This is a genomic window from Streptomyces sp. NBC_01237 (assembly GCF_035917275.1).
GTDB lineage: Bacteria > Actinomycetota > Actinomycetes > Streptomycetales > Streptomycetaceae > Streptomyces.
Window position 1 is genome coordinate 6,419,200 of record NZ_CP108508.1, and the last position, 19,995, is coordinate 6,439,194.

Here is a 19,995-nt window from a genome sequence, read left to right on the forward strand (position 1 = left end):
GAGGGAAAGTTTCACCGTGACTGTCACTGACCTGGTGTCGTACGAGGACGCGCTCGCGTCCTACGACCCCGTCATGGGCCTCGAAGTCCATGTCGAGCTCGGCACCAAGACCAAGATGTTCTGCGGCTGCTCCACGGAGCTGAAGCAGGACGCCAACTCGCAGACCTGCCCGGTCTGCCTCGGGCTGCCCGGCGCGCTGCCGGTCGTCAACGAGATCGGCGTCGAGTCCGCCATCAAGATCGGTCTCGCGCTGAACTGCGAGATCGCCGAGTGGTGCCGCTTCGCCCGGAAGAACTACTTCTACCCGGACATGCCGAAGAACTTCCAGACCTCCCAGTACGACGAGCCGATCGCCTTCAACGGCTATCTGGACGTCCAGCTGGAGGACGGCGAGATCTTCCGCGTGCAGATCGAGCGCGCCCACATGGAGGAGGACACCGGCAAGTCGACGCACGTCGGCGGCGCCACCGGCCGTATCCACGGTGCGTCCCACTCCCTGCTGGACTACAACCGCGCGGGCATCCCGCTCATCGAGATCGTCACCAAGCCGATCGAGGGAGCGGGCGCGCGGGCACCCGAGGTCGCCAAGGCGTACGTCGCCGAGCTGCGCGAGCTCATCAAGGCGCTCGGCGTGTCGGAAGCCCGGATGGAAATGGGCCAGATGCGCTGCGACGTGAACCTGTCGCTGCGCCCGCACGGCACCGAGAAGTTCGGTACGCGCTCCGAGACGAAGAACGTGAACTCGCTGCGTTCCGTCGAGCGTGCCGCCCGCTTCGAGATCCAGCGGCACGCCGCCGTACTGAACTCCGGCGGCACGATCGTGCAGGAGACCCGGCACTTCCACGAGGAGGACGGCTCCACCACGGCCGGCCGCATCAAGGACAACGCCGAGGACTACCGCTACTTCCCGGAGCCCGACCTGGTTCCGGTCGCCCCGGCCCGCGAGTGGGTCGAGGAGCTCGGCAGGAGTCTGCCCGAGCTGCCGCGGCTGCGCCGCGCACGGCTGAAGGAGCAGTGGGGCGTCTCCGAGCACGACATGCAGTCCATCCTCAACGCGGGCGCGGTCGACCTGATCGTGGCCACGACGGACGCGGGCGCCCCCTCGGACCAGGCCCGCAAGTGGTGGATGGGCGAGCTGGCCCGTAACGCCAACGAGACCGCCCGCGGCCTCGACGAGCTCCCCATCACCCCGGTGCAGGTCGCCAGGGTGGCCGAGCTCGTCACCTCGGGCGACCTCAACGACAAGCTGGCCCGCCAGGTCATCGAGGGCGTCCTCGCGGGCGAGGGCGACCCGGACACCGTCGTCGAGAAGCGCGGCCTGAAGGTCGTCTCCGACGAGGGCGCGCTCGGCACGGCCGTGGACGAGGCCATCGCCTCCAACGCGGCCATCGCCGACAAGATCCGCGGCGGCAAGGTCGCGGCGGCGGGCGCGCTCGTCGGCGCGGTCATGAAGGCCACCCGCGGCCAGGCGGACGCGGCCCGCGTGCGCGAGCTGATCCTGGAGAAGCTCGGCGTCGAGGGCTGAGCCCGTCTCGTACGTCCTCGTAGGGGCGGTGCACCCGTGATGCGGGTGCACCGCCCCTTTTCCCCGCTCGGAGACTCCGCTGAACACCGTCACCGCCGGAATCCTCTCCGTCGCGCTGCTCCTCGCGGTGCTGGCGTTCGCCGTCCTGCGCCCCCGGGGGCTGCCGGAGGCGACCGTGGCCGTGCCCGCCGCGGTGCTGGTGGTCCTGGCCGGCGTGGTGCCGCTCGACGGTGCCCGGGACCGGATCGACAGCATGCTGCCGGTCGTCGGATTCCTCGCCGCCATCCTGGTCCTGGCCCAGCTCTGCGCCGACGAGGGGCTGTTCACCGCGGCCGGGGATCTGGTGGCCCGCGCCTGCGGGGGCCGGACCGGACCGCTCCTGGGCGGGGTCTTCGTCATCGCCGCGCTGATCACCGCCGTCCTCAGCCTGGACGCGACGGTGGTCCTGCTCACCCCGGTCGTCCTCGCGACGGCCGCCCGCGTCGGTGCCCGCCCCCGCCCGTACGTCTACGCCTGCGCGCACCTCGCCAACTCGGCGTCCCTGCTGCTCCCGGTCTCCAACCTGACCAATCTGCTGGCGTTCACCGCCAGCGGGCTCTCCTTCACCCGGTTCGCGGCGCTGATGACCCTGCCGTGGCTGGCCGCCATCGCCGTCGAGTACGTGGTCTTCCGCCGTGCCTTCGCCGCGGACCTGGCGGCCGGGGCACACCCGCCGAAGCCGCTGCCGGAGCGCGACCGGACCCGCGTGCCCGTGTTCACGCTGGTCGTGCTCGCGCTCACCCTGGCCGGTTTCGTCGTCACCTCGTTCGCGGGCGCGGAACCGCTGTGGGCGGCGCTGGCCGGTGCGGCGGTGCTCGCGGTGAGGGCGCTGGGGCGGCGCAGGACGACGGTCAAGGGCCTCGTACGGGCCGCCAACCCGCTGTTCTGCCTGTTCGTCCTGGCGCTGGGCGTCGTGGTCGAGGCCGTCGTCGACCACGGGCTCGGCGCCGGTATCGGCACGCTGCTGCCGGACGGCTCCTCGCTGCCCGATCTGCTGGTGGTCGCCGCGGTGGCCGCCGTGCTGGCCAACCTGATCAACAACCTGCCCGCGATCCTGGCGCTGCTCCCGGTCGTCGCGGCGGCCGGTCCCGGACCGTTGCTGGCCGCGCTGATCGGGGTGAACCTCGGCCCGAACCTCACCTACGTCGGCTCGCTCGCGACCCTGCTGTGGCGCCGCATCCTGCACGCGCACGGCGCGGAGCCGGAGCTCGGCCACTTCACCCGGCTCGGGCTGGTGACCGTACCGGCGACGCTGGTGGCGTCGACGGTCGCGCTGTGGGGGGCGCTGCACCTCATCGGGGTGTGAGGGCGGTGGTGGGGGCCGTTCGCGGGAGGGTGCCGCTTGGACTTTCGGTGACGACCTGTTGGACGTTCACCGCCATGCCGTGCAACGGCCTTCCCGCAGCCACTTGGCTTGACTAACTTCCCCGCCGTACCACCGGAATCGGGAGGCTCACTTGACCACGGACATTTCACGACGGCGGCTCTTCGCGCTCGGCGGCGGCGCGCTCGGCGCCGCGGCGGCGGGATCGTTCCTGCCACCGTCGCTCCAGGCCGCGATCGCCGCACAGCCCGCCGCCGCGGGGGCCGGTCGTGACGGTCTGGGCGCCATCAAGCATGTGGTGATCCTGATGCAGGAGAATCGTTCCTTCGATCACTACTTCGGGACGCTGCGCGGGGTGCGGGGCTTCGGCGACCGCAACGCGATCGAACTCCCCTCGGGCAAGCCCGTCTTCGAGCAGCCGGGCCCGCTGGGCACCGGTGTGCTGCCGTTCCCGGTGCGCGGGGCCGCCGAGACCCAGAAGAAGGACCTCCAGTACATCGGGGCCCTCGACCACTCCTGGAGCGGTGGCTCCAAGGCATGGGCCGGGGGCTGGATGAACGGCTGGATCACCGCGAAGACGGCCGCCACGATGGCGTACTACGACCGCCGCGACATCCCGCTGCACTACGAACTCGCCGACACCTTCACGATCTGCGACGCCTACCACTCCTCGATCCACACCTCGACCAGCCCCAACCGCAACCACCTGTGGAGCGGGAAGACGGGCAACGAGCCGAACGGCAAGCGGGCCGTCGGCAATGACGCGTACAACGAGGGCACCCACCCCGGCTACGACTGGAGCACCTACGCGGAGCGGCTGGAAAAGGCCGGGCGCAGCTGGAAGACGTACACGGAGTGGGAGAACTTCACCGACAACCAGATCGAGTTCTTCGCCACCTTCAAGGCCGTCGCCCGCAAGGCGCTGGCGAAGACCGGCGGACACACGTACATGGAGTCCTTCTACGCCGCCGTCCGCGACACGGACGACACGGGCGAGCGGGAGCGGCTGCTGGGGCTGCTGGAGGAGGGCGTCGCCACGCTGACGAAGTCCGAGCGCAGCCTCTTCGAGCGGGCGCTGCGCCGGGTCGAGACCGGCAGCCTGGCCGACGAGTTCGCCAAGGACGTCGCTGCCGGGACGCTGCCCGAGGTCTCCTACCTGGTGCCCTCGGCCCTCGACTCCGAGCACCCGAGCGTCTCCTCGCCGGTGCACAGCGCCACGATCGTCTACAAGGTGCTCGACGCGCTCGGCAAGCACCCCGATGTGTGGCGGCACACCGCCGTACTCATCAACTACGACGAGAACGACGGCTTCTTCGACCACGTACCGCCGCCGGTCGCCCCTCCCGAGGTGGCCGAGGAGCAGTGGGAGGGCAAGCCCACCGGCCTCGGCGTACGGGTGCCGCTGCTGGTCGTCTCACCGTGGACGGTGGGCGGATACGTCTGCTCCGAGGTCTTCGACCACACCTCCGTGATCCGCTTCCTGGAGCGTTGGACGGGAGTACGGGAGCCGAACATCAGCGACTGGCGGCGCCAGGTCACCGGCGATCTCACCTCGGCCTTCGACTTCAAGCGGGCCCGACGGCAGCCGAAGGTGGCGCACCCCGCCGTCATTCCGCCGTTGAGCGGCCGCTGGCAGCCGAAGCCGCCCGCCGTCCAGCACCTGCCCGTGCAGGAGCGGGGCGCCCGCCCGGCCAGGCCCCTGCCCTACCAGCCCGACGCCCAGGCGCGGCGGGTGGACGGGCAGCTGCGGGTGGCCCTCAGCAACAGCGGCCGGTCCTCCGCGCACTTCGCGCTGTACCCGTACGCGGGGGAGTTCACCGCGCCGCAGCATCGCGATGTAAGGAGCACCGCGCAATGGACCGTGCCCCTTACCGATAAGGGCTACCGGTTCACGGTCACCGGGCCGAACGGCTTCCGGCGGGAGTTCGAGGGAGCGGCCGACGGCACCGCCGAGGTCGCGTCCCGGATCGACGCGCACGAACGCGACCTGCACCTCACCCTGCGCAACACCGGCAGGCGCACCCTGACGTTCACCGTCCGGCCGCTCGCGTACGTCGACGAGGACGATCTGCGGGACTGGACCCGCACGGTCAAGGTCAAGCCGGGACGCAGCCGTACGGTCGTGCACTCGGCGTCCGACGCCCGCGGCTGGTACGACCTCGCCGTGACCGCCGAGGGGGAGGCCACCTTCCGGCGCCGTCTGATGGGGCACATCGAGAACGGCAGGGCGAGCGTCTCCGGCTGACCGGGGGAGGGGACACGGGCCGGGGCCGCGGGGGGTGGCCACCGGCCCGGTGCGCCCCGGAGCGCCCCGAGGTCCCCGCGAGCGTCCTGGTGCGCCCGGGAGTGTCCCGGCGCTCCCCCGTGGTCCCCGGGGGCGGGTGACGGTGGCGTGTAGGGGTGAGATCAAGCCATGTGACCATGGCCACGAATGGGGCAAACGATCACAGTTGGCTGTCAGAGTGACGGTTCTCAGGTCCTGTGACGTTTACCGGAAGTTCCCACTATCTCCGGATAAGGGTCCACGAGCCCGCAGGGAGCCCGTCCGTTGGCCGCCATCGCCCGCTGGTGCATCAGGCACCGCCTCGTCGCCGTCCTCCTCTGGCTGTCCGCCCTCGGCGGCGCGGCGACCGCGGCGGGCTTCGCGGGTTCCGCGTACTCGAACGACTACGAGGTGCCCGGCACCGAATCCGGCCGGGCCACCGAACTCCTGCGCAACGGCTTCACGGACCTCGGCGGGGACACCGACACCGTCGTCTGGCACACCACCGGCTCCACGGTCCTCGCCGCCGACGTCGAACAGACGATGACCCGGACCCTGCACGCGATCGAGGAACTGCCCGGCATCGGCGACGTCACCGGCCCGTACGGTGCCGCCGGGACCGGGCAGATCAGCGAGGACGGCCGCACCGCGTACGCCACGGTCACCTTCGACCACCAGGCCGACGACATCCCCGAGGAACAGGCGCGGGCGCTCGTCGACACCGCGAAGGCGGCCGGGAGCGACGGGCTGCGGGTCGAGCTGGGCGGCACCGCCGTCGCCCTCACCGAAGCCCCCGCCCTCCACCTGAGCGAGGCCATCGGGGTGGCCGTCGCCGCAGTCGTCCTCTTCCTCGCCTTCGGCTCGCTCGCGGCCAGCCTGCTGCCCATCGCCACCGCGCTCGTCTCCGTCGGCACCGCCTACGCGGGCATCGTGCTGCTCGGCCATCTGATGACCGTCGCCGACTTCGCACCGATGCTGGGCATGCTGATCGGGCTCGGCGTCGGCATCGACTACGCGCTGTTCATCGTCACCCGGCACCGCAGAGGGCTGCGACAGGGGATGACGGTCGCCGACGCGGCGCGGAACGCCGTCACCACGACCGGGCGCGCGGTCGTGTTCGCCGGGGCGACGGTCTGTATCGCCCTGCTCGGCATGCTGGTCCTGCGGCTCGGCTTCCTCAACGGCGTCGCCATCGCCGCCTCGCTCACCGTCGTGCTGACCGTGGCCGCCTCGGTCACGCTGCTGCCCGCGCTGCTCTCCCTCATCGGAATGCGGGCACTGAGCCGGCGCGAACGCGCGGAGCTCGCCGAGCACGGCCCGCGGCCGGAACCGCCCACCGGCTTCGCCGCCCGCTGGTCCGCGTTCGTCGAACGGCACCCCAAGCTGCTGGGGGCGATCGCCGCCGCCGTGATGCTGGTCCTCGCCCTGCCCACCTTCGGACTCCACCTGGGCACCTCCGACCAGGGCAACAACCCCACCAGCTCCACCACCCGGCAGGCGTACGACCTGCTGGCCGACGGCTTCGGACCCGGCGTCAACGGGCCGCTGACGATCGCCGCACAGCTCGACGGCGCCGACGACCGGCTCGCCCTCGACAGCCTGCCCGCCGCGCTGCGGGACACCGAGGGCGTCGCGGCGGTCGGACCCCTCACGTACAACAGCGCCGGCGACACGGCGTTCCTCACCGTCGTCCCCACGTCGGCACCGCAGTCGAAGCAGACCAGCGAGCTGGTCGACCGGCTCCGCACCGACGTCCTGCCGCCGGTGCGGGACGACACCTCGCTGCGGGCCCACGTGGGCGGGGTGACGGCGAGCTACGACGACTTCGCCGAGGTCATCATCGGCAAGCTGCCGCTCTTCGTCGGTGTCGTCATCGCGCTCGGCTGTCTGCTGCTGCTTCTCGCCTTCCGCTCCGTCGGCATCCCGCTGAAGGCCGCCGTGATGAACGTGGCGGCCGTGGCCGCCTCGTTCGGGGTCGTCGTCGCGATCTTCCAATGGGGCTGGGGGAGCGAACTGCTGGGCCTCGGCAGCGCCGGCCCCATCGAACCCTTCCTTCCGGTGATCATGGTCTCGGTGCTCTTCGGCCTCTCGATGGACTACCAGGTCTTCCTGGTGGGACGGATGTACGAGGAGTGGCTGGAGACCGGGGACAACCGGCGGGCGGTCCGGGTCGGCCTCGCCGAGACCGGCCGGGTGATCAACTCCGCCGCGGTGATCATGATCTCGGTCTTCCTCGCCTTCGTGCTCAGCGGCGACCGGGTCATCGCGATGTTCGGCATCGCGCTGGCCGCCGCCGTCGCCCTGGACGCCTTCGTCCTGCGCACCCTGCTGGTGCCCGCCCTGATGCACCTGCTGGGCGGGGCGAACTGGTGGCTGCCCGCCCGGCTGGAGCGGTGGCTGCCGAGGATCAGCATCGAGCCGCCGGACTGCCGGGTACCGCATGCGAAAATCCCGGGGACGCGCGTGAACGAGCAGACGGGAGCGCTCGAACAGCGCGTTCGCTGAGACTCCGGCAGCGGCAGGGCGGGCCACGGGCCCGCCACGGCCCGGGCCACGGAGTGGGAAGCGGCGTGGAGAGCGGCGCCGGCCACCGCACGGACACCGTGCGGGAAGCAGCGCCGTCCATGCACGGATACCGCACGAGAAGCCGTACGAGAAGGAGCACGATGTTCGCCATAGCCCTGGATGACGACGGAGCCGAACTGCGCCCGCTGGAGGTCTGGCGGGCACCGGAGTTCCTGGCCCACATGGACCGGGCGCGGGACCTGGTCGACCCCTGGATCCCGTTCGCCTCGGCCGCCACCGACCTCACCTCGGCGCGGGCCCTGCTCCAGCGGTACGCGGACAAGCAGGCGGCGGACACGGGGCGGCTGTACGGCATCTGGCTGGACGGCACGCTCGTCGGCGGCGTCCTGTTCCGGATCTTCGACGCGGAGGCCGGGAACTGCGAGGTGGGCTGCTGGCTGGAGCCCGCCGCGCAGGGGCGCGGCCTGATCACCCGCGCGATGCGGCACCTGATCGACTGGGCGGTCGACGAGCGCGGGATGCACCGCGTGGAGTGGGACGCCTCCGCGGCCAACACCCGCAGCATCGCCGTGGCGAAGCGGCTCGGCATGACGCGTGAGGCCGTGCTGCGCGAGAACTACCTGTACCGGGGGACGCGGCACGACTCGGAGATCTGGGCCGTCCTGGCACCGGAATGGCGGGAACAGCGGGGCTGACGGACGGGCCGGCGCCGCAACGTTAAGAAGGTTCTCATCCGGGCCCCCTAGCGTGCGGCGCATGAACACCACCCCCTCCAAGACCTCCACCGCTCCCGCCGTCGACGACGACCGCGAGGAGAAGACCGCCGCGGACGCGGGCGCCGAGCAGGACGCCCCGGTCACGGCCGATGACCGGGACGGGGCGGCGGACGACGGCACGGCCGAGGCCGTGGACCCGGCGGCGGACGACGAGTCGGCCCTGGACGACGAGGACCTGGAGCCGGACGCGTTCGCCGAGGCGTCCCGCGGCGTCGGAGCGGGCGCCGCGGCCGTCGTCGCCGCCGGACTCGGCATCGTCTCCCTGACCGGCGCCTGGACCGGCCGCGTCGCCGCCGAGCGCGAGACCCTGATCGGCCAGATCAGCACGTCCGGCGGCGGCAGCGCGGCCCAGCAGATCTCCGAGATCTACGGGGACGCCTGGCACACCACCGCCCTCGTCAACGGCCTGTTCGCGCTGCTCGCCCTGCTCGTCGGCCTCTTCGTCCTCGTACGCCCCGCCTTCGGCGCCCCCTCCGACCGCCCGCAGCCCGGCTGGATCCGTGCCGTGGCGCTGGCCGGTGTCGCCCTCGGCGTACTCGGCGTGCTGATCTCGGTGGGCATGTACTTCGACCTGTTCGTCGCCCTGCCCAGCGCGGGTGCCCCGGCCAGCGGCGGCTGAGCCACCGAGGCCCCGCGGGTGCGGGGCGGTCCGGGCGCGTACGGCGTCCGGCCCGCCCCGCACGCGTATCCCTAAGGCATCCTGGCCCGCGTCTAAGGCGTCCCGGCCTGCGGAGATGCGGCACTCGCCCGATGCGGCGGCACCCCCTGGCGGACGAGAGTGGAGGCACGGCGCGAACGGAGCACCGGCCGGCCGGCCGGTCCCCGCCCGCCGCTTGTCGTCACCGGGGAGAAGCACATGTACGACTACGAGCTGCACCAGGTCAACGCCGCCGAACTGATCCGCCGGGCCGACGCCCAGCGCACCGTCCGTCAGGCCCTGCTCGCCCGCCGGGCGGCGCGTCGTTCCGGACGTGAGGATCCCGAGGGGCGGGTGAGCACGGACCAGGACCGCTTCGCGCACGCCGCCTAGGCCGGGCGGCCCGGCGATGGACGCTCCGGACGCGGTGGGGCGGGTGGTGGCCGTACCGCAGCCCGTCCCACCGCGGCCCGCCCAGCCCGTCCTGCCGCCGCCCGCCCGGCCCGTCCTGCCGCGGCCGGTCGCGCCGGACGTGTGTGCGATGCTCGGCGACGTGGAGAACAGGTCCGTCAGCCCCGAGTTCGTCGGCCGAGCCGAGGAGCTCGCCTCGCTCGTCGACGCGCTCGCCCGCGCCGGCGCGGGCGAGCCGCAGGCGTTGCTGATCGGCGGTGAGGCGGGCGTCGGGAAGACCCGCCTGGTCGAGGAGTTCCTTGCCGCGGCCGGACGCCGAGAAGCCGTCGTCGCCGTGGGCGGCTGTGTGGAGATCGGCGCGGACGGGCTCCCGTTCGCCCCCTTCTCCACCGCACTGCGCGCACTGCGCCGCACCCTGCCGGGGGAAATGGCCTCGGCCTGCGCCGGACAGGAGGGCGAACTGGCCCGGCTCCTGCCCGAACTCGGCGAGGCCGACCGGGACGCGACCGACGAGCACAGCACCGCCCGCCTCTTCGAGCTCACGGCACGACTCCTGGAGCGCATCTCCACGGACCGCACGGTCGTCCTCGTCCTGGAGGACCTGCACTGGGCCGACGCCTCCACCCGGCATCTGCTCGCCTATCTCTTCCGCACCCTGCGCAACGGCCGCCTCGTCGTGATCGGGACCTACCGCGCCGACGACATCCACCGCCGCCACCCCCTGCGCCCGCTCCTGGCGGAACTGGACCGGCTCCGCACCGTCCGCCGTATCGAACTGCCCCGGTTCAGCCACGCCGAGGTGCGCCGCCAGCTCACCGGCATCCTCGCCGTGACACCCGAGGCCGCCCTGGTCGACGACATCTTCGAGCGCTCCGACGGCAACGCCTTCTTCGTCGAGGAACTGGCCCGCAGCCTGGAGTGCTGCGGCGACAGCTCCGGCCTCTCCGACTCCCTGCGCGACCTCCTTCTGGTCCGCGTCGAAGCACTCTCCGACGACGCCCAGAAGGTCGCCAGGATCGTCGCCGAGGGCGGATCCACCGTCGAGCACGAACTGCTGGCCGCCGTCGCCGGGCTCGCCGAGGACGAGCTCAACGAGGCCCTGCGCGCAGCCGTCGGCGCCAACCTGCTGCGCCCCGCACCGGACTCCGACGGCTACCGCTTCCGGCACTCCCTGGTCCGCGAGGCCGTCAGCGACGACCTGCTGCCCGGCGAGCGCTCCCGCCTCAACCGCCGTTACGCGAAGGCCCTGGAGGCGGACCCCGCCCTCGTCCGGGCCGACGAACGGGCCACCCGGCTCGCCAGCTACTGGTATGCCGCGCACGACGCGGCCAAGGCCCTGCCCGCCGTACTCAAAGCAGCGGTCGAGGCCCGCCGCCGCTTCGCCCACTCCGAGCAACTGCGCCTGCTGGAGCGGGCCATGGAGCTGTGGGACGACGTCCCCGACGACGTGCGCCGCACCCTGCGCCCCCTCGACTACGCCGAGGTCTACCCGGCCTGCGGCTGTGACCCCGAGACGACTCCGCTGCGCTACCTCGACCTGATGGCCGAGGCCACCGTCGCCGCCCGTTTCGGCGGCGACCGCGAACGGGCCCTGGCCATCTCGAAGAAGGCCATGCGGGTCCTGGACGCCGAGGGCGACCCCCTGCGCGCCGCCTGGTTCTGGGTGCAGCGCTCCCGGCTGATGCAGGACCTCACCCGGGGCGACGGATGGCAGGAACTCGCCATCGCCCAGGACCTGGTCCGCGGACTGCCCCCGTCCGCCGTGCACGCCGACGTCCTCACCAACGTGGCGAGCTGGGGAGCCCTGCACCGTCCGGGGCCGGAGACGCTCTCCGACGCCGACCGGGCGGTGGAGTACGCCCGGCTCGTCGGGGACGAGTACATCGAACTGCACGCACGTCTCACCCGGGGGTGGCTCACCGCCGACGCGGGCGCGGTCGACGAGGGCCTGGCCGAGATGTACGCCGTCCGGGACCGCGCCGACGAACTGCACCTGGTCCACCTGGTGGGCCGCGCCAGCATCAACCTCCCCTCCTCGCTGGAGTCCATGGGCCGCTCCCTGGAAGCCGTGGCCGCCGCCGACCACGGCATCGAGGTCTGCCACAGCCACGGCATCGCCGACACGGAGGCATGGGTCCTCTCCAACCAGTCCCAGTCCTACTTCTCGCTCGGGTACTGGGACGAGAGCCTGGCGGCCGCCGACGCGGCGGCCCTGCTCGCCCAGTCCCGCAAGTCCCGCGGCCTCGTCGCGACCCGTCGCACCGAACTGGCCATCGCCCGTGGCGACCTCGTCGAGGCCGAGCAGCAACTCGCCCTGGCCCGGCGCCTGTTCGGGCCGCACGACCCACAGCCCCAGCATCTGATCACCCCGGTCCGCCACGCCATGTACATCGCCGCCCGGCAGGGGCGCCTCGCCGAGGCACGGGCCGCGTTCGAGGCGCTGGCCGAGCGGGGCTTCCCGCCCGGCACACAGCGGTACGCCCTGCCGCTGCTCCATGTCGCAGCTGCCGTCGAGGCGGACGCCCGGGGGCTGCCCGCCACCGACCCGGGCCGCCCCGCCGCCCTGGAGCGCATCCGCGGCCACCTGAAGCGGCTGCCGATGCTGATCCCCGTCTGGGCCGCCCACGGGGTGCTTGTCGAAGCCGAACTGGCCCGCGCGGAGGGCGCCGACACCCCCGGCCACTGGTCCCGGGCCGCCGAGGCGTTCGCCCCGCTGCACCGCCCCTACGAACTGGCCCAGATCCGGCATCGCTGGGCCGAGGCGCTCCTCATCGCCCCCGGCGACCGGACCGCCGTGACGGCCCTGCTGCGCGAGGCCCACGCCGTCGCGCACCGGCTGGGCGCCAAGCCGCTGGCCGAGACCGTGGAACAGCTCGCCGGCCGTGCCCGGATCACGCTGGACGCCCCCGACCGGGCTCCGGCCGGGGGCGGTGGGTCCGAGATCCACGCCGCGGTCCTGGTCCCGTCCGCCGAGGGCAGTACCGGGCGGGACGGCGGCGTCGGCGCCATCGGCGCCGGGCGGGCGGGCGCCGCGGAACAGGACCCGGCGGTGGCGGCCGTCGAGTCGTTCGGGCTGACCCCGCGCGAACAGGATGTGCACCAGTTGGTCGCGGCCGGTCACACCAACCGCAGGATCGCCGAGGAGCTGTACATCTCACCGAAGACGGCGAGCGTGCACGTCTCCAACATCCTGGCCAAGCTCGGCGTCTCCAGCCGCGGCGAGGCGGCCGCACTCGCGCACCGGCTGCGGCTCTACCCGGCGCGGCAGGGCTAAGGTCTCCCGTCCGGAGCGGCCGGGTCCGCAGCGGCAGCGCCCGTAGCGCCGTCGTCCTGTACGCCGTCGTGCGCGACCGCGCCGCCCGTTGCGTCGTCGCCCGGAACCTTTGCGCCCGGGGCCTTTCCGTCCGGAACCTCGCCGACCGGGGCCTTCCCGCTCGGGGCCGTTCCGTCCGGGACCTCGCCGTCCGGGGCGGCCGGCTCCGGCGCGCGGACCGTCACCTTGCCCGAGGACAGGTCTATCGGCCCCCGGCCCGGATCACCGACGCCGAGATCCACCCGGCTCAGCTCCAGCCGCTTCTGCTCCTCGGACGTGTGCTTACGGCCCGGGGCGAACAGCTCCTCGAAGAAATTGAACACCGGCCGTGCTCCCTCCGACACACTGCGGCATGGTGCCCCCGGGCGTGGCCGGGCCGTGCGGACACGGCCTAGCGCACCTCCAGCAGCATGATCCGGTCGTCCCCCGGCTTCGGGCTCCCGCGCCCGTCCGTATTGCTGGTGACCAGCCACACCTTGTCGCCCCCCGCGCTCATCACGGTGCGCAGGCGGCCGTACTTCTTGTCCAGGAACGACTGGGGGGCCGCCAATGGTTCCTTGCCCGTCGTCCCGGACAGCGGGATCCGCCAGAGCCGCTCGCCCCGCAGGCCCGCCATCCAGATCGAGCCCTCGGCGTACGCGATCCCGCTCGGGGACGCCTGGGACGTCTTCCACTGGGCCACCGGGTCGACGAACCCCGTCTTGCCCTTCCTGCCCTCGGCGTCGGGCCAGCCGTAGTTCCGGCCCGGCTCGATCAGGTTCAGCTCGTCCCAGGTGTCCTGGCCGAACTCGGAGGCCCACAGCCGCTTCTCCCCGTCCCAGGCCAGCCCCTGCACATTGCGGTGCCCGTACGAATACACCACCGAGTCCGCCGCCGGATTGCCGTGCACCGGCTCGCCGTCCGGGGTCATCCGCAGGATCTTGCCCGCCAGTGACTCCTTGTCCTGAGCCAGCCCGGTGTCCCCGGTCTCGCCGGTGCCCGCGTACAGCATCCGGTCCGGGCCGAACGCGATCCGGCCGCCGTTGTGGATGGCGCCCTTGGGGATGCCCCGCAGGATCGTGTCCGGTGCGCCCAGCCGCTGACCGGCCGGGCGCCCCTCGTCGTACTGCATCCGCGCGATGCGGTTGTCGGACTCGGTGGTGAAGTACGCGTACACCTGATGGTCCGCGCCGTACGTGGCGGAGACCGCGAGGCCCAGCAGTCCGCCCTCACCGGCCGGTGACACCCCGGGGACGGAGCCCAGGAGGGTTTGCTTGCCGCTCGTGCCGTCGATCCGGTGGATCGTGGCATCGTCGCGCGAGGCGACCAGCAGATCACCGCCCGGCAGGACCGCCAGTCCCCAGGGGGAGGCGAGGTCCTTCGTGAGTGTCGACAGCACCTTCACGGAGCCCTTGGCCGGGGGCGGCTCGGGCGACGGGGCGGCCGGGGGAGCGGACGAGGCGTTCGCCGGCGCGGACGCGTCGCCGTCCCGTCCCTTCGTGCCCGCCGCACCCTCCCCGGACGCGCACGCGGCGGACAGCAGCAGCGACGCCGTGGCCAGGACGGCCAACGCCCCCCTGCGCACCACGGGGACATGGACAGATCCGAACACAGCACCGCGCACAGTACTGATCCCTTCCGACGGCGGCATGACTACTGTTCATACACCGCGGGCCCCGCCCGGGGTTCCCGGTGCCGTCAATTCCCCGGCCGTTTCCCCCGGCTGTCCGTTCAGTCCCACGACCCGCGCGCCCGCGGGAGAGCGGCGATCTCCGCCAGATCCCGGTCCTGGAGCCGCAGCCGGGCCGCCGCCGCGTTCTCCACGGCCCACCGTTCCCGCTTCGCACCGGGTACCGGCACCACGTGCGGCCCCTGCCGCAGTACCCAGGCCAGTGCCACCTGTGCCACCGTCGCCCCGTGCCGCTCCGCGATCCGCCGCAGCCCGGCCACCACCGGCTGGTTCGCGGCCATCATCTCCGCCGTGAACCGGGGATGCCTGGCCCGCAGATCGTCCGGCTCGAACCCCTGCCCCGGCTTCAGCGTTCCCGTGAGGTAGCCGTTGCCCAGCGGCATCGCGGCCAGCAGCCCCACACCCCGCGCCGCACACCAGGGCAGCAGCGTCTCCAGGGCCTCGGGGGACCACACGGACAGCTCCGCCTCGACCGCGCTGACCGGGAAGACCTGCTGCACCCGCTCCAGCTGCCGGATCGTTCCGTCATGCACGCCCGCACCGGACCGGCGCGGAGCGCGCGCCCCCACGGCGCACAGCCCGAGCGCGCGCACCTTGCCCGCGGTCACCAGATCGGCCATCGCACCCCAGGTCTCCTCCACCGGGACCTCGGGGTCGGCGCGGTGCAGCTGATAGAGGTCGATCACATCGGTCTGGAGCCGCCGCAGCGAGGCGTCGCAGGCCCGTCGTACGTAGCCGGGCCGGCCGTTGGCCACGATGTGCTGATCACCCACCAGCAGCCCGCACTTGGTCGAGACGAACGCCTCCGAACGGCGCCCCTTGAGCGCCCGCCCGACCAGCAGCTCATTGGTGAACGGGCCGTACATGTCCGCCGTGTCGAGCAGCCGGACACCCGCGTCGAGCGCTGCGTGCACGGTCCGCAACGAACGGTCACCGAGCCGCTGCGACGCGCTGTACCCCCAGCTCATCGGCATACAGCCCAGCCCGACCGCGCCGACGGCGAGCCCCGCCGCACCGATAGTCCTGCGCTCCAACTCCCCGAACCCTCCCTCGGTCCCGCCGATGCGGGACCACACCGGACCCCAAAGTAACCTCTGGCGCCGCGCCACCTCCGGGCAGCCGTCGCAGAGCCGTCCGCAACCCCTCGTGGAACCGCCCCGGCGCCCCCGCGCCGTCGTCGCATAGCCTCCTGACCATGACTTCCGCGACGCATACCGACGTATGGCTGCCATTTCCCGCCGAGGAGATCGACGGGCTCCCCGAGGGTCTCAACTACCGCTTGTGGGACGGCGGCCGGGACTACCCCGCCGATCCCGCGGACTGCGCCTTCTACGTCGTCCCGTACATGAAGGGCTCCGAGGTCGCGGTCCGCCCGCTCGCGTCCATGGGCGCGGTCCAGGTCGTGCAGACCCTCTCCGCCGGGATCGACCATGTCGAGCCGGGTCTCGGTCTGCTGCCCTCCGGGGTGCGGCTGTGCAACGCGAGGGGGGTGCACGAGGCGTCCACCGCGGAACTCGCCCTGGCGCTGGTCCTGGCCTCCCTGCGCGGCTTCCCCGGGTTCGTCCACGGGCAGGACGACGAGAAGTGGCTCTCCGGCTTCTACCCCGCGCTGGCCGACAAGTCCGTCCTGATCGTGGGATACGGATCCATCGGATCGGCCATCGAGGACCGGCTCGCACCCTTCGAGTGCGCGCGGGTGGCACGCGTCGCACGATCCGCCCGGACAACGGCGCGCGGCCCCGTGCACACGCTGGAGGACCTGCCCGCGCTGCTGCCCGAGGCCGATGTCGTCATACTCTCCACCCCGCTGAACCCTTCCTCGCAAGGGCTGGTGGGAGCCGAGTTCCTCGCCGCGATGCCGGACGGCGCCCTGCTGGTGAATGTCGCACGCGGTGGCGTGGTCGACACCGGGGCGCTGCTGTCCGAGCTCGCGTCCGGCCGGCTGCGGGCGGCGCTCGATGTCACCGACCCGGAACCGCTGCCGGCCGGCCATCCTCTCTGGCATGCTCCGAATGTGCTGATCACCCCTCATGTGGGCGGCAGTACCTCGGCGTTCGAGCCCCGGGCGAAGCGTCTGCTGGCCGCTCAGCTCACCCGGTTCGCCGCCGGAGAGCCGGTGCGCAACGTCGTGCGCACCATCGGCTGACGCAGGCGTCCGACGGCGTCCAGCGGAGCCCCGTCGCGGCGGTCGTCGCAGCGCTCGGCACGGCGGTCGGCAGGCGTCCGGCGGGGCGCTCCGCCACGCTGTGAAGCGCTACGGACGCGTCGTGTGGCGACGAAACCGCAGGTCGTCACGGAGCGTAGAGGAACTATGGCCCTGAGTGACGAGTCTGGTGTATCGTCCAGACCGGGGGGCTGCGCCGTGGAAGGGACGGCGCGGGGGGAGCACCGGAACGCGAGGGGGCGACGGGCGATGTGCTGGCCATGGAGAGACGATCCGACGCGGGGCGGGCGACGGCGGTCATCGGTACCACCGGAGCGGGGACGCCGCACCCGCCCGAGGGTGGAATCGCGGTGCCGGACAGGTCCGGCGGAGGGGTCGATGCCGGGGGTGCCGGGCCCGATCCCCGGAGCCTTCCGGTGAGCGCCTTCGGGGCACTGCTCGCCCGTCCGCCGCTCACCGGCAGCCGGGCGGGGCTGCTGCCCCAGATCCTGCTCGCCCTCGTCTGCGGGGGCTACGCCGTGGGAGCGGCCACCGGCTGGGGTTCACCGGAACTGGCCCTCGTCATGGGGGACTTCGGCCTCAGCGTCGCCGCGACGATCGCCGCGGTCTCCTGCTTCCTCTACGCACGCGCCAGCGGCCGGCGGCTGCGGCCCGCCTGGCTGCTGTTCTCGTTCTCCTCCCTGATGGCCGCCGGAGGGAACGCGGTCTGGGGCTGGTACGAAGTGGTGCTGGGGCTCCCGGTGCCCACGCCTTCGCTGGCCGATCTCTTCTACCTCTGCTTCGCGCCGCCCGCGATCGTCGGGCTGCTCGTCCTCGCCAAGCGTCCCGTCACCCGGGCCGGGTGGGTGTGCCTGGCCCTGGACTCCTGGCTGATCGGCGGCTCGCTGCTCACGCTCTCCTGGAGCCTCGCCCTGGCCCACACCGCGCAGGTGGCCAACGTCGAGGACGCCAGCGTGGCCCGTGCGGCGCTCTCGCTGGCCTACCCGTTGCTCGACATCGTGCTCGTCTCCATGGTGCTCGCGCTCCACTTCCGCCGGGTCAACGCCAACCGCTCCGCGGTCAATCTGGCCATCGCCGCGCTCGCCCTGACCGTCCTGAGCGACGCGGTGTTCACCTCACCGCTGCTGCGCTCCACCTACCGCTCGGGCGAACTGCTCGACGCGGGCTGGTTCGCCGGCTCGCTGCTTCTCGCCTACGCCCCCTGGGGTGCCCGGCGCGCCGCGAGCCGCTCCGACCGGCCCTTCGGTCCGCCGCGGGCCACCACCAGCCGGCCGATCGCCGGGTCCCTGGCCGCCCTGACCCCGTATCTGGCCGCCGCCGTCTGCACCCTGGGCATCCTGTACAACGTGGTCGAGGGGCGCCGGGTGGACCAGGTCGTGGTGCTCACCGGCTGTGCCGTCGTCCTGGCCCTGGTCGTCCGGCAGGGCATCATGCTCCTCGACAACATCACCCTCACCCAGGAGCTGGCCCAGAAGGAGAACCACTTCCGCTCCTTGGTGCAGGGGTCCAGCGACGTCATCATGATCGCCGCGCCCTCCGGCACACTCCGCTACGTCAGCCCCGCCGCGGCCGGTGTGTACGGGCGTGAAGCGGACGATCTCGTCGGCTCCGAGCTGTCCTCGGTCATCCACCCCGAGGACCTCGGCGGGGTGGTCCACGAGCTGCGGCGGTTTCTCGCCACCCCGCCCCACGAGGAGCCCACCACCCGGATCGAGTGCCGCTTCAGATCCGGCACCGGTGACTGGCTCAATGTCGAGTCCACCGTCAACCGGCACCACGGCGGCCTTCTGCTCAACAGCCGGGACGTGACCGAACGGGTCCGCCTCCAGGCGCAGTTGCAGCACAACGCCGAACACGACCCGCTCACCGACCTGCCCAATCGCGCCCTCTTCACCAAACGCGTCCGCCAGGCACTCGGCGGGCGCCGCTCCGGTGACCCGGGCACCGCCGTGCTCTTCATCGACCTCGACGGCTTCAAGGCGGTCAACGACACCATCGGCCACCAGGCGGGCGACGAACTCCTCATCCAGGCAGCCCGCCGCCTGGCCGAATCCGTACGGGCCGGGGACACCGCGGCCAGGCTCGGCGGTGACGAGTTCGCCGCGCTCATCATCGGCGACGGCACACGCGACCAGGCCGCGCGGGAGTATCAGGTCCACGACATCGCCGACCGGCTGCGCCTCACGCTCTCCCAGCCGTACCGGATCGGCGCCAGCGAGGTCCGGGTGGCGGCCTCCATCGGCGTCGCCTTCGCCGAGCCCGCCATCACCCCCACCGACCTCATGCGCAACGCGGACCTCGCGATGTACCGGGCCAAGGCGGGCGGCAAGGACCGGGTCGAGCTGTACGCCCCGCAGATGCAGGCCGACGTCGTCCGCCGCTCCGAGCTGGCCGCCCGGCTGCGCACCGCCCTGCGCGACGGGGAGTTCGCCCTGCTGCACCAGCCGGTCGTCCATCTGGCCAGCGGGTCCGTCGCCGCCGTCGCCGCCCAGGCCCGCTGGCGTTCCGCGCAGGGCATCCTGTTCACCCCCGCCGAGTTCCTGCGGGTCCCCGACGACAGCGACCGCACCGCCGAGCTCGGCCGCTGGCTGCTCGAAGAGGCCGTCGCGCAGGCCGCCGAACGGGCCAGGGCCGGACACCCCGTCTCCGTCTCCGTACGGCTGTCCGCCGGCCGGCTCCTGGACAGGACCCTGCCCTTCGGCTCCGTCGAAGCGCTCCTGACCCGGTACGGGCTGCCCTCCGGGGCGCTGATGATCGAGGTGGCCGACAGCGACCCACGGGTCTCCTTCGACGATCTGGAGCAGCGGCTCGTCGCGCTGCGCCGGCTCGGCGTACGTATCGCGCTGGACGGCTTCGGCAGCGGTTACGCGGCGATCAACGCGCTGCGCCGCCTCCCCATCGACGTACTGAAACTGGACCGCGGGCTGGTCGAGGGAGTGGTGGAGTCCGCCCGGCTCCACAAGATCACGAGCGGGTTGCTGCGGATCGCCTGCGATCTCGGCATGCAGTCCGTGGCCGACGGCGTCGACGTACCGGAGCAGGTCCTCGCGCTGCGCGCCATGGGGTGTACGCACGGCCAGGGGATGGCCTTCTCCGGCCCGCTGGACGAGTACCGGCTGCGCCGTGCGCTGGTCCGCGGAGAGTTCCCGGTGCCCGGCGTTCCCACCGCCCGGCCGGTCCTCGCGGGCGGCTCGATTCCGCTCCTCGCCGGATCACATGCTGAGACGCCCATCCCACCCACTTGACACCTCATGCGTGCCGGAGAGAGGGTCAATGCCATGCGCACCCGAATTCTCGTACTTGGAAAGCGCGTCGGCTGAAGCAGAGTCACTCCCTGACACTCTGCAG

At 72.5% G+C, this 19,995-nt stretch carries 13 protein-coding genes; 10 read left to right on the forward strand and 3 right to left on the reverse strand.

Features of this window, described 5'->3' with window-relative positions:
- Nucleotides 1-16: 16 nt before the first annotated feature.
- The 8 genes from gatB to OG251_RS28740 all read left to right on the forward strand — a co-directional run bounded on the left by gatB (nucleotide 17) and on the right by OG251_RS28740 (nucleotide 12,775).
- The gene (gene gatB, locus OG251_RS28705; RefSeq protein ID WP_326679832.1) at nucleotides 17-1,525 is read left to right on the forward strand and encodes an Asp-tRNA(Asn)/Glu-tRNA(Gln) amidotransferase subunit GatB; all 1,509 of its coding nucleotides are present in this window, start codon (nucleotides 17-19) and stop codon (nucleotides 1,523-1,525) included.
- A gap of 100 nt (nucleotides 1,526-1,625) precedes the next feature.
- Nucleotides 1,626-2,870 carry an SLC13 family permease gene (locus OG251_RS28710; RefSeq protein ID WP_326681449.1) on the forward strand — a complete coding sequence of 415 codons (1,245 nt, stop codon included), beginning with the start codon at nucleotides 1,626-1,628 and terminating at the stop codon, nucleotides 2,868-2,870.
- Between the two features lie 151 nt (nucleotides 2,871-3,021).
- On the forward strand, nucleotides 3,022-5,133 hold the full coding sequence (locus tag OG251_RS28715; RefSeq protein ID WP_326679833.1) for a phosphocholine-specific phospholipase C: 2,112 nt from the start codon (nucleotides 3,022-3,024) through the stop codon (nucleotides 5,131-5,133).
- A gap of 303 nt (nucleotides 5,134-5,436) precedes the next feature.
- Nucleotides 5,437-7,656 carry an MMPL family transporter gene (locus OG251_RS28720; protein WP_326679834.1) on the forward strand — a complete coding sequence of 740 codons (2,220 nt, stop codon included), beginning with the start codon at nucleotides 5,437-5,439 and terminating at the stop codon, nucleotides 7,654-7,656.
- 161 nt (nucleotides 7,657-7,817) lie between these two features.
- Nucleotides 7,818-8,372: a GNAT family N-acetyltransferase gene (locus tag OG251_RS28725; protein WP_073727048.1), complete on the forward strand. Its 555-nt coding sequence runs from the start codon at nucleotides 7,818-7,820 to the stop codon at nucleotides 8,370-8,372.
- Nucleotides 8,373-8,433: 61 nt separating this feature from the next.
- Nucleotides 8,434-9,072, forward strand: coding sequence for a hypothetical protein (locus tag OG251_RS28730; protein WP_326679835.1), 639 nt, complete (start codon nucleotides 8,434-8,436; stop codon nucleotides 9,070-9,072).
- 237 nt (nucleotides 9,073-9,309) lie between these two features.
- Nucleotides 9,310-9,483, forward strand: coding sequence for a hypothetical protein (locus tag OG251_RS28735; protein ID WP_198953507.1), 174 nt, complete (start codon nucleotides 9,310-9,312; stop codon nucleotides 9,481-9,483).
- Between the two features lie 148 nt (nucleotides 9,484-9,631).
- A complete protein-coding gene (locus OG251_RS28740; protein ID WP_326681450.1) occupies nucleotides 9,632-12,775 on the forward strand; it encodes a helix-turn-helix transcriptional regulator in 3,144 nt (1,047 codons plus the stop codon).
- Here OG251_RS28740 and OG251_RS28745 read toward each other — a convergent pair.
- The 3 genes from OG251_RS28745 to OG251_RS28755 form a co-directional block, all read right to left on the reverse strand.
- The gene (locus tag OG251_RS28745) at nucleotides 12,772-13,137 is read right to left on the reverse strand and encodes a DUF6191 domain-containing protein (protein ID WP_326679836.1); all 366 of its coding nucleotides are present in this window, start codon (nucleotides 13,135-13,137) and stop codon (nucleotides 12,772-12,774) included. The genes OG251_RS28740 and OG251_RS28745 overlap by 4 nt on opposite strands.
- A 68-nt stretch (nucleotides 13,138-13,205) precedes the next feature.
- Complete coding sequence (locus OG251_RS28750; protein ID WP_326679837.1) at nucleotides 13,206-14,417, reverse strand: PQQ-dependent sugar dehydrogenase; 1,212 nt, start codon at nucleotides 14,415-14,417, stop codon at nucleotides 13,206-13,208.
- A gap of 107 nt (nucleotides 14,418-14,524) precedes the next feature.
- Nucleotides 14,525-15,517, reverse strand: coding sequence for an aldo/keto reductase (locus OG251_RS28755; RefSeq protein WP_326679838.1), 993 nt, complete (start codon nucleotides 15,515-15,517; stop codon nucleotides 14,525-14,527).
- Nucleotides 15,518-15,678: 161 nt separating this feature from the next.
- Here OG251_RS28755 and OG251_RS28760 point away from each other — a divergent pair, with 161 nt between their 5' ends.
- Together OG251_RS28760 and OG251_RS28765 are read left to right on the forward strand one after the other, a co-directional pair.
- Nucleotides 15,679-16,629 carry a 2-hydroxyacid dehydrogenase gene (locus tag OG251_RS28760; RefSeq protein WP_326679839.1) on the forward strand — a complete coding sequence of 317 codons (951 nt, stop codon included), beginning with the start codon at nucleotides 15,679-15,681 and terminating at the stop codon, nucleotides 16,627-16,629.
- A gap of 434 nt (nucleotides 16,630-17,063) precedes the next feature.
- Nucleotides 17,064-19,892 carry a putative bifunctional diguanylate cyclase/phosphodiesterase gene (locus OG251_RS28765; protein ID WP_326681451.1) on the forward strand — a complete coding sequence of 943 codons (2,829 nt, stop codon included), beginning with the start codon at nucleotides 17,064-17,066 and terminating at the stop codon, nucleotides 19,890-19,892.
- Nucleotides 19,893-19,995: the final 103 nt, after the last annotated feature.

Coding starts and splice junctions, on each gene's coding strand:
- OG251_RS28725 (WP_073727048.1), top strand. CDS start 7,818: ATGTTCGCCATAGCCCTGGATGACGACGGAGCCGAACTGCGCCCGCTG.
- OG251_RS28730 (WP_326679835.1), top strand. CDS start 8,434: ATGAACACCACCCCCTCCAAGACCTCCACCGCTCCCGCCGTCGACGAC.
- OG251_RS28735 (WP_198953507.1), top strand. CDS start 9,310: ATGTACGACTACGAGCTGCACCAGGTCAACGCCGCCGAACTGATCCGC.
- OG251_RS28740 (WP_326681450.1), top strand. CDS start 9,632: ATGCTCGGCGACGTGGAGAACAGGTCCGTCAGCCCCGAGTTCGTCGGC.
- OG251_RS28760 (WP_326679839.1), top strand. CDS start 15,679: ATGACTTCCGCGACGCATACCGACGTATGGCTGCCATTTCCCGCCGAG.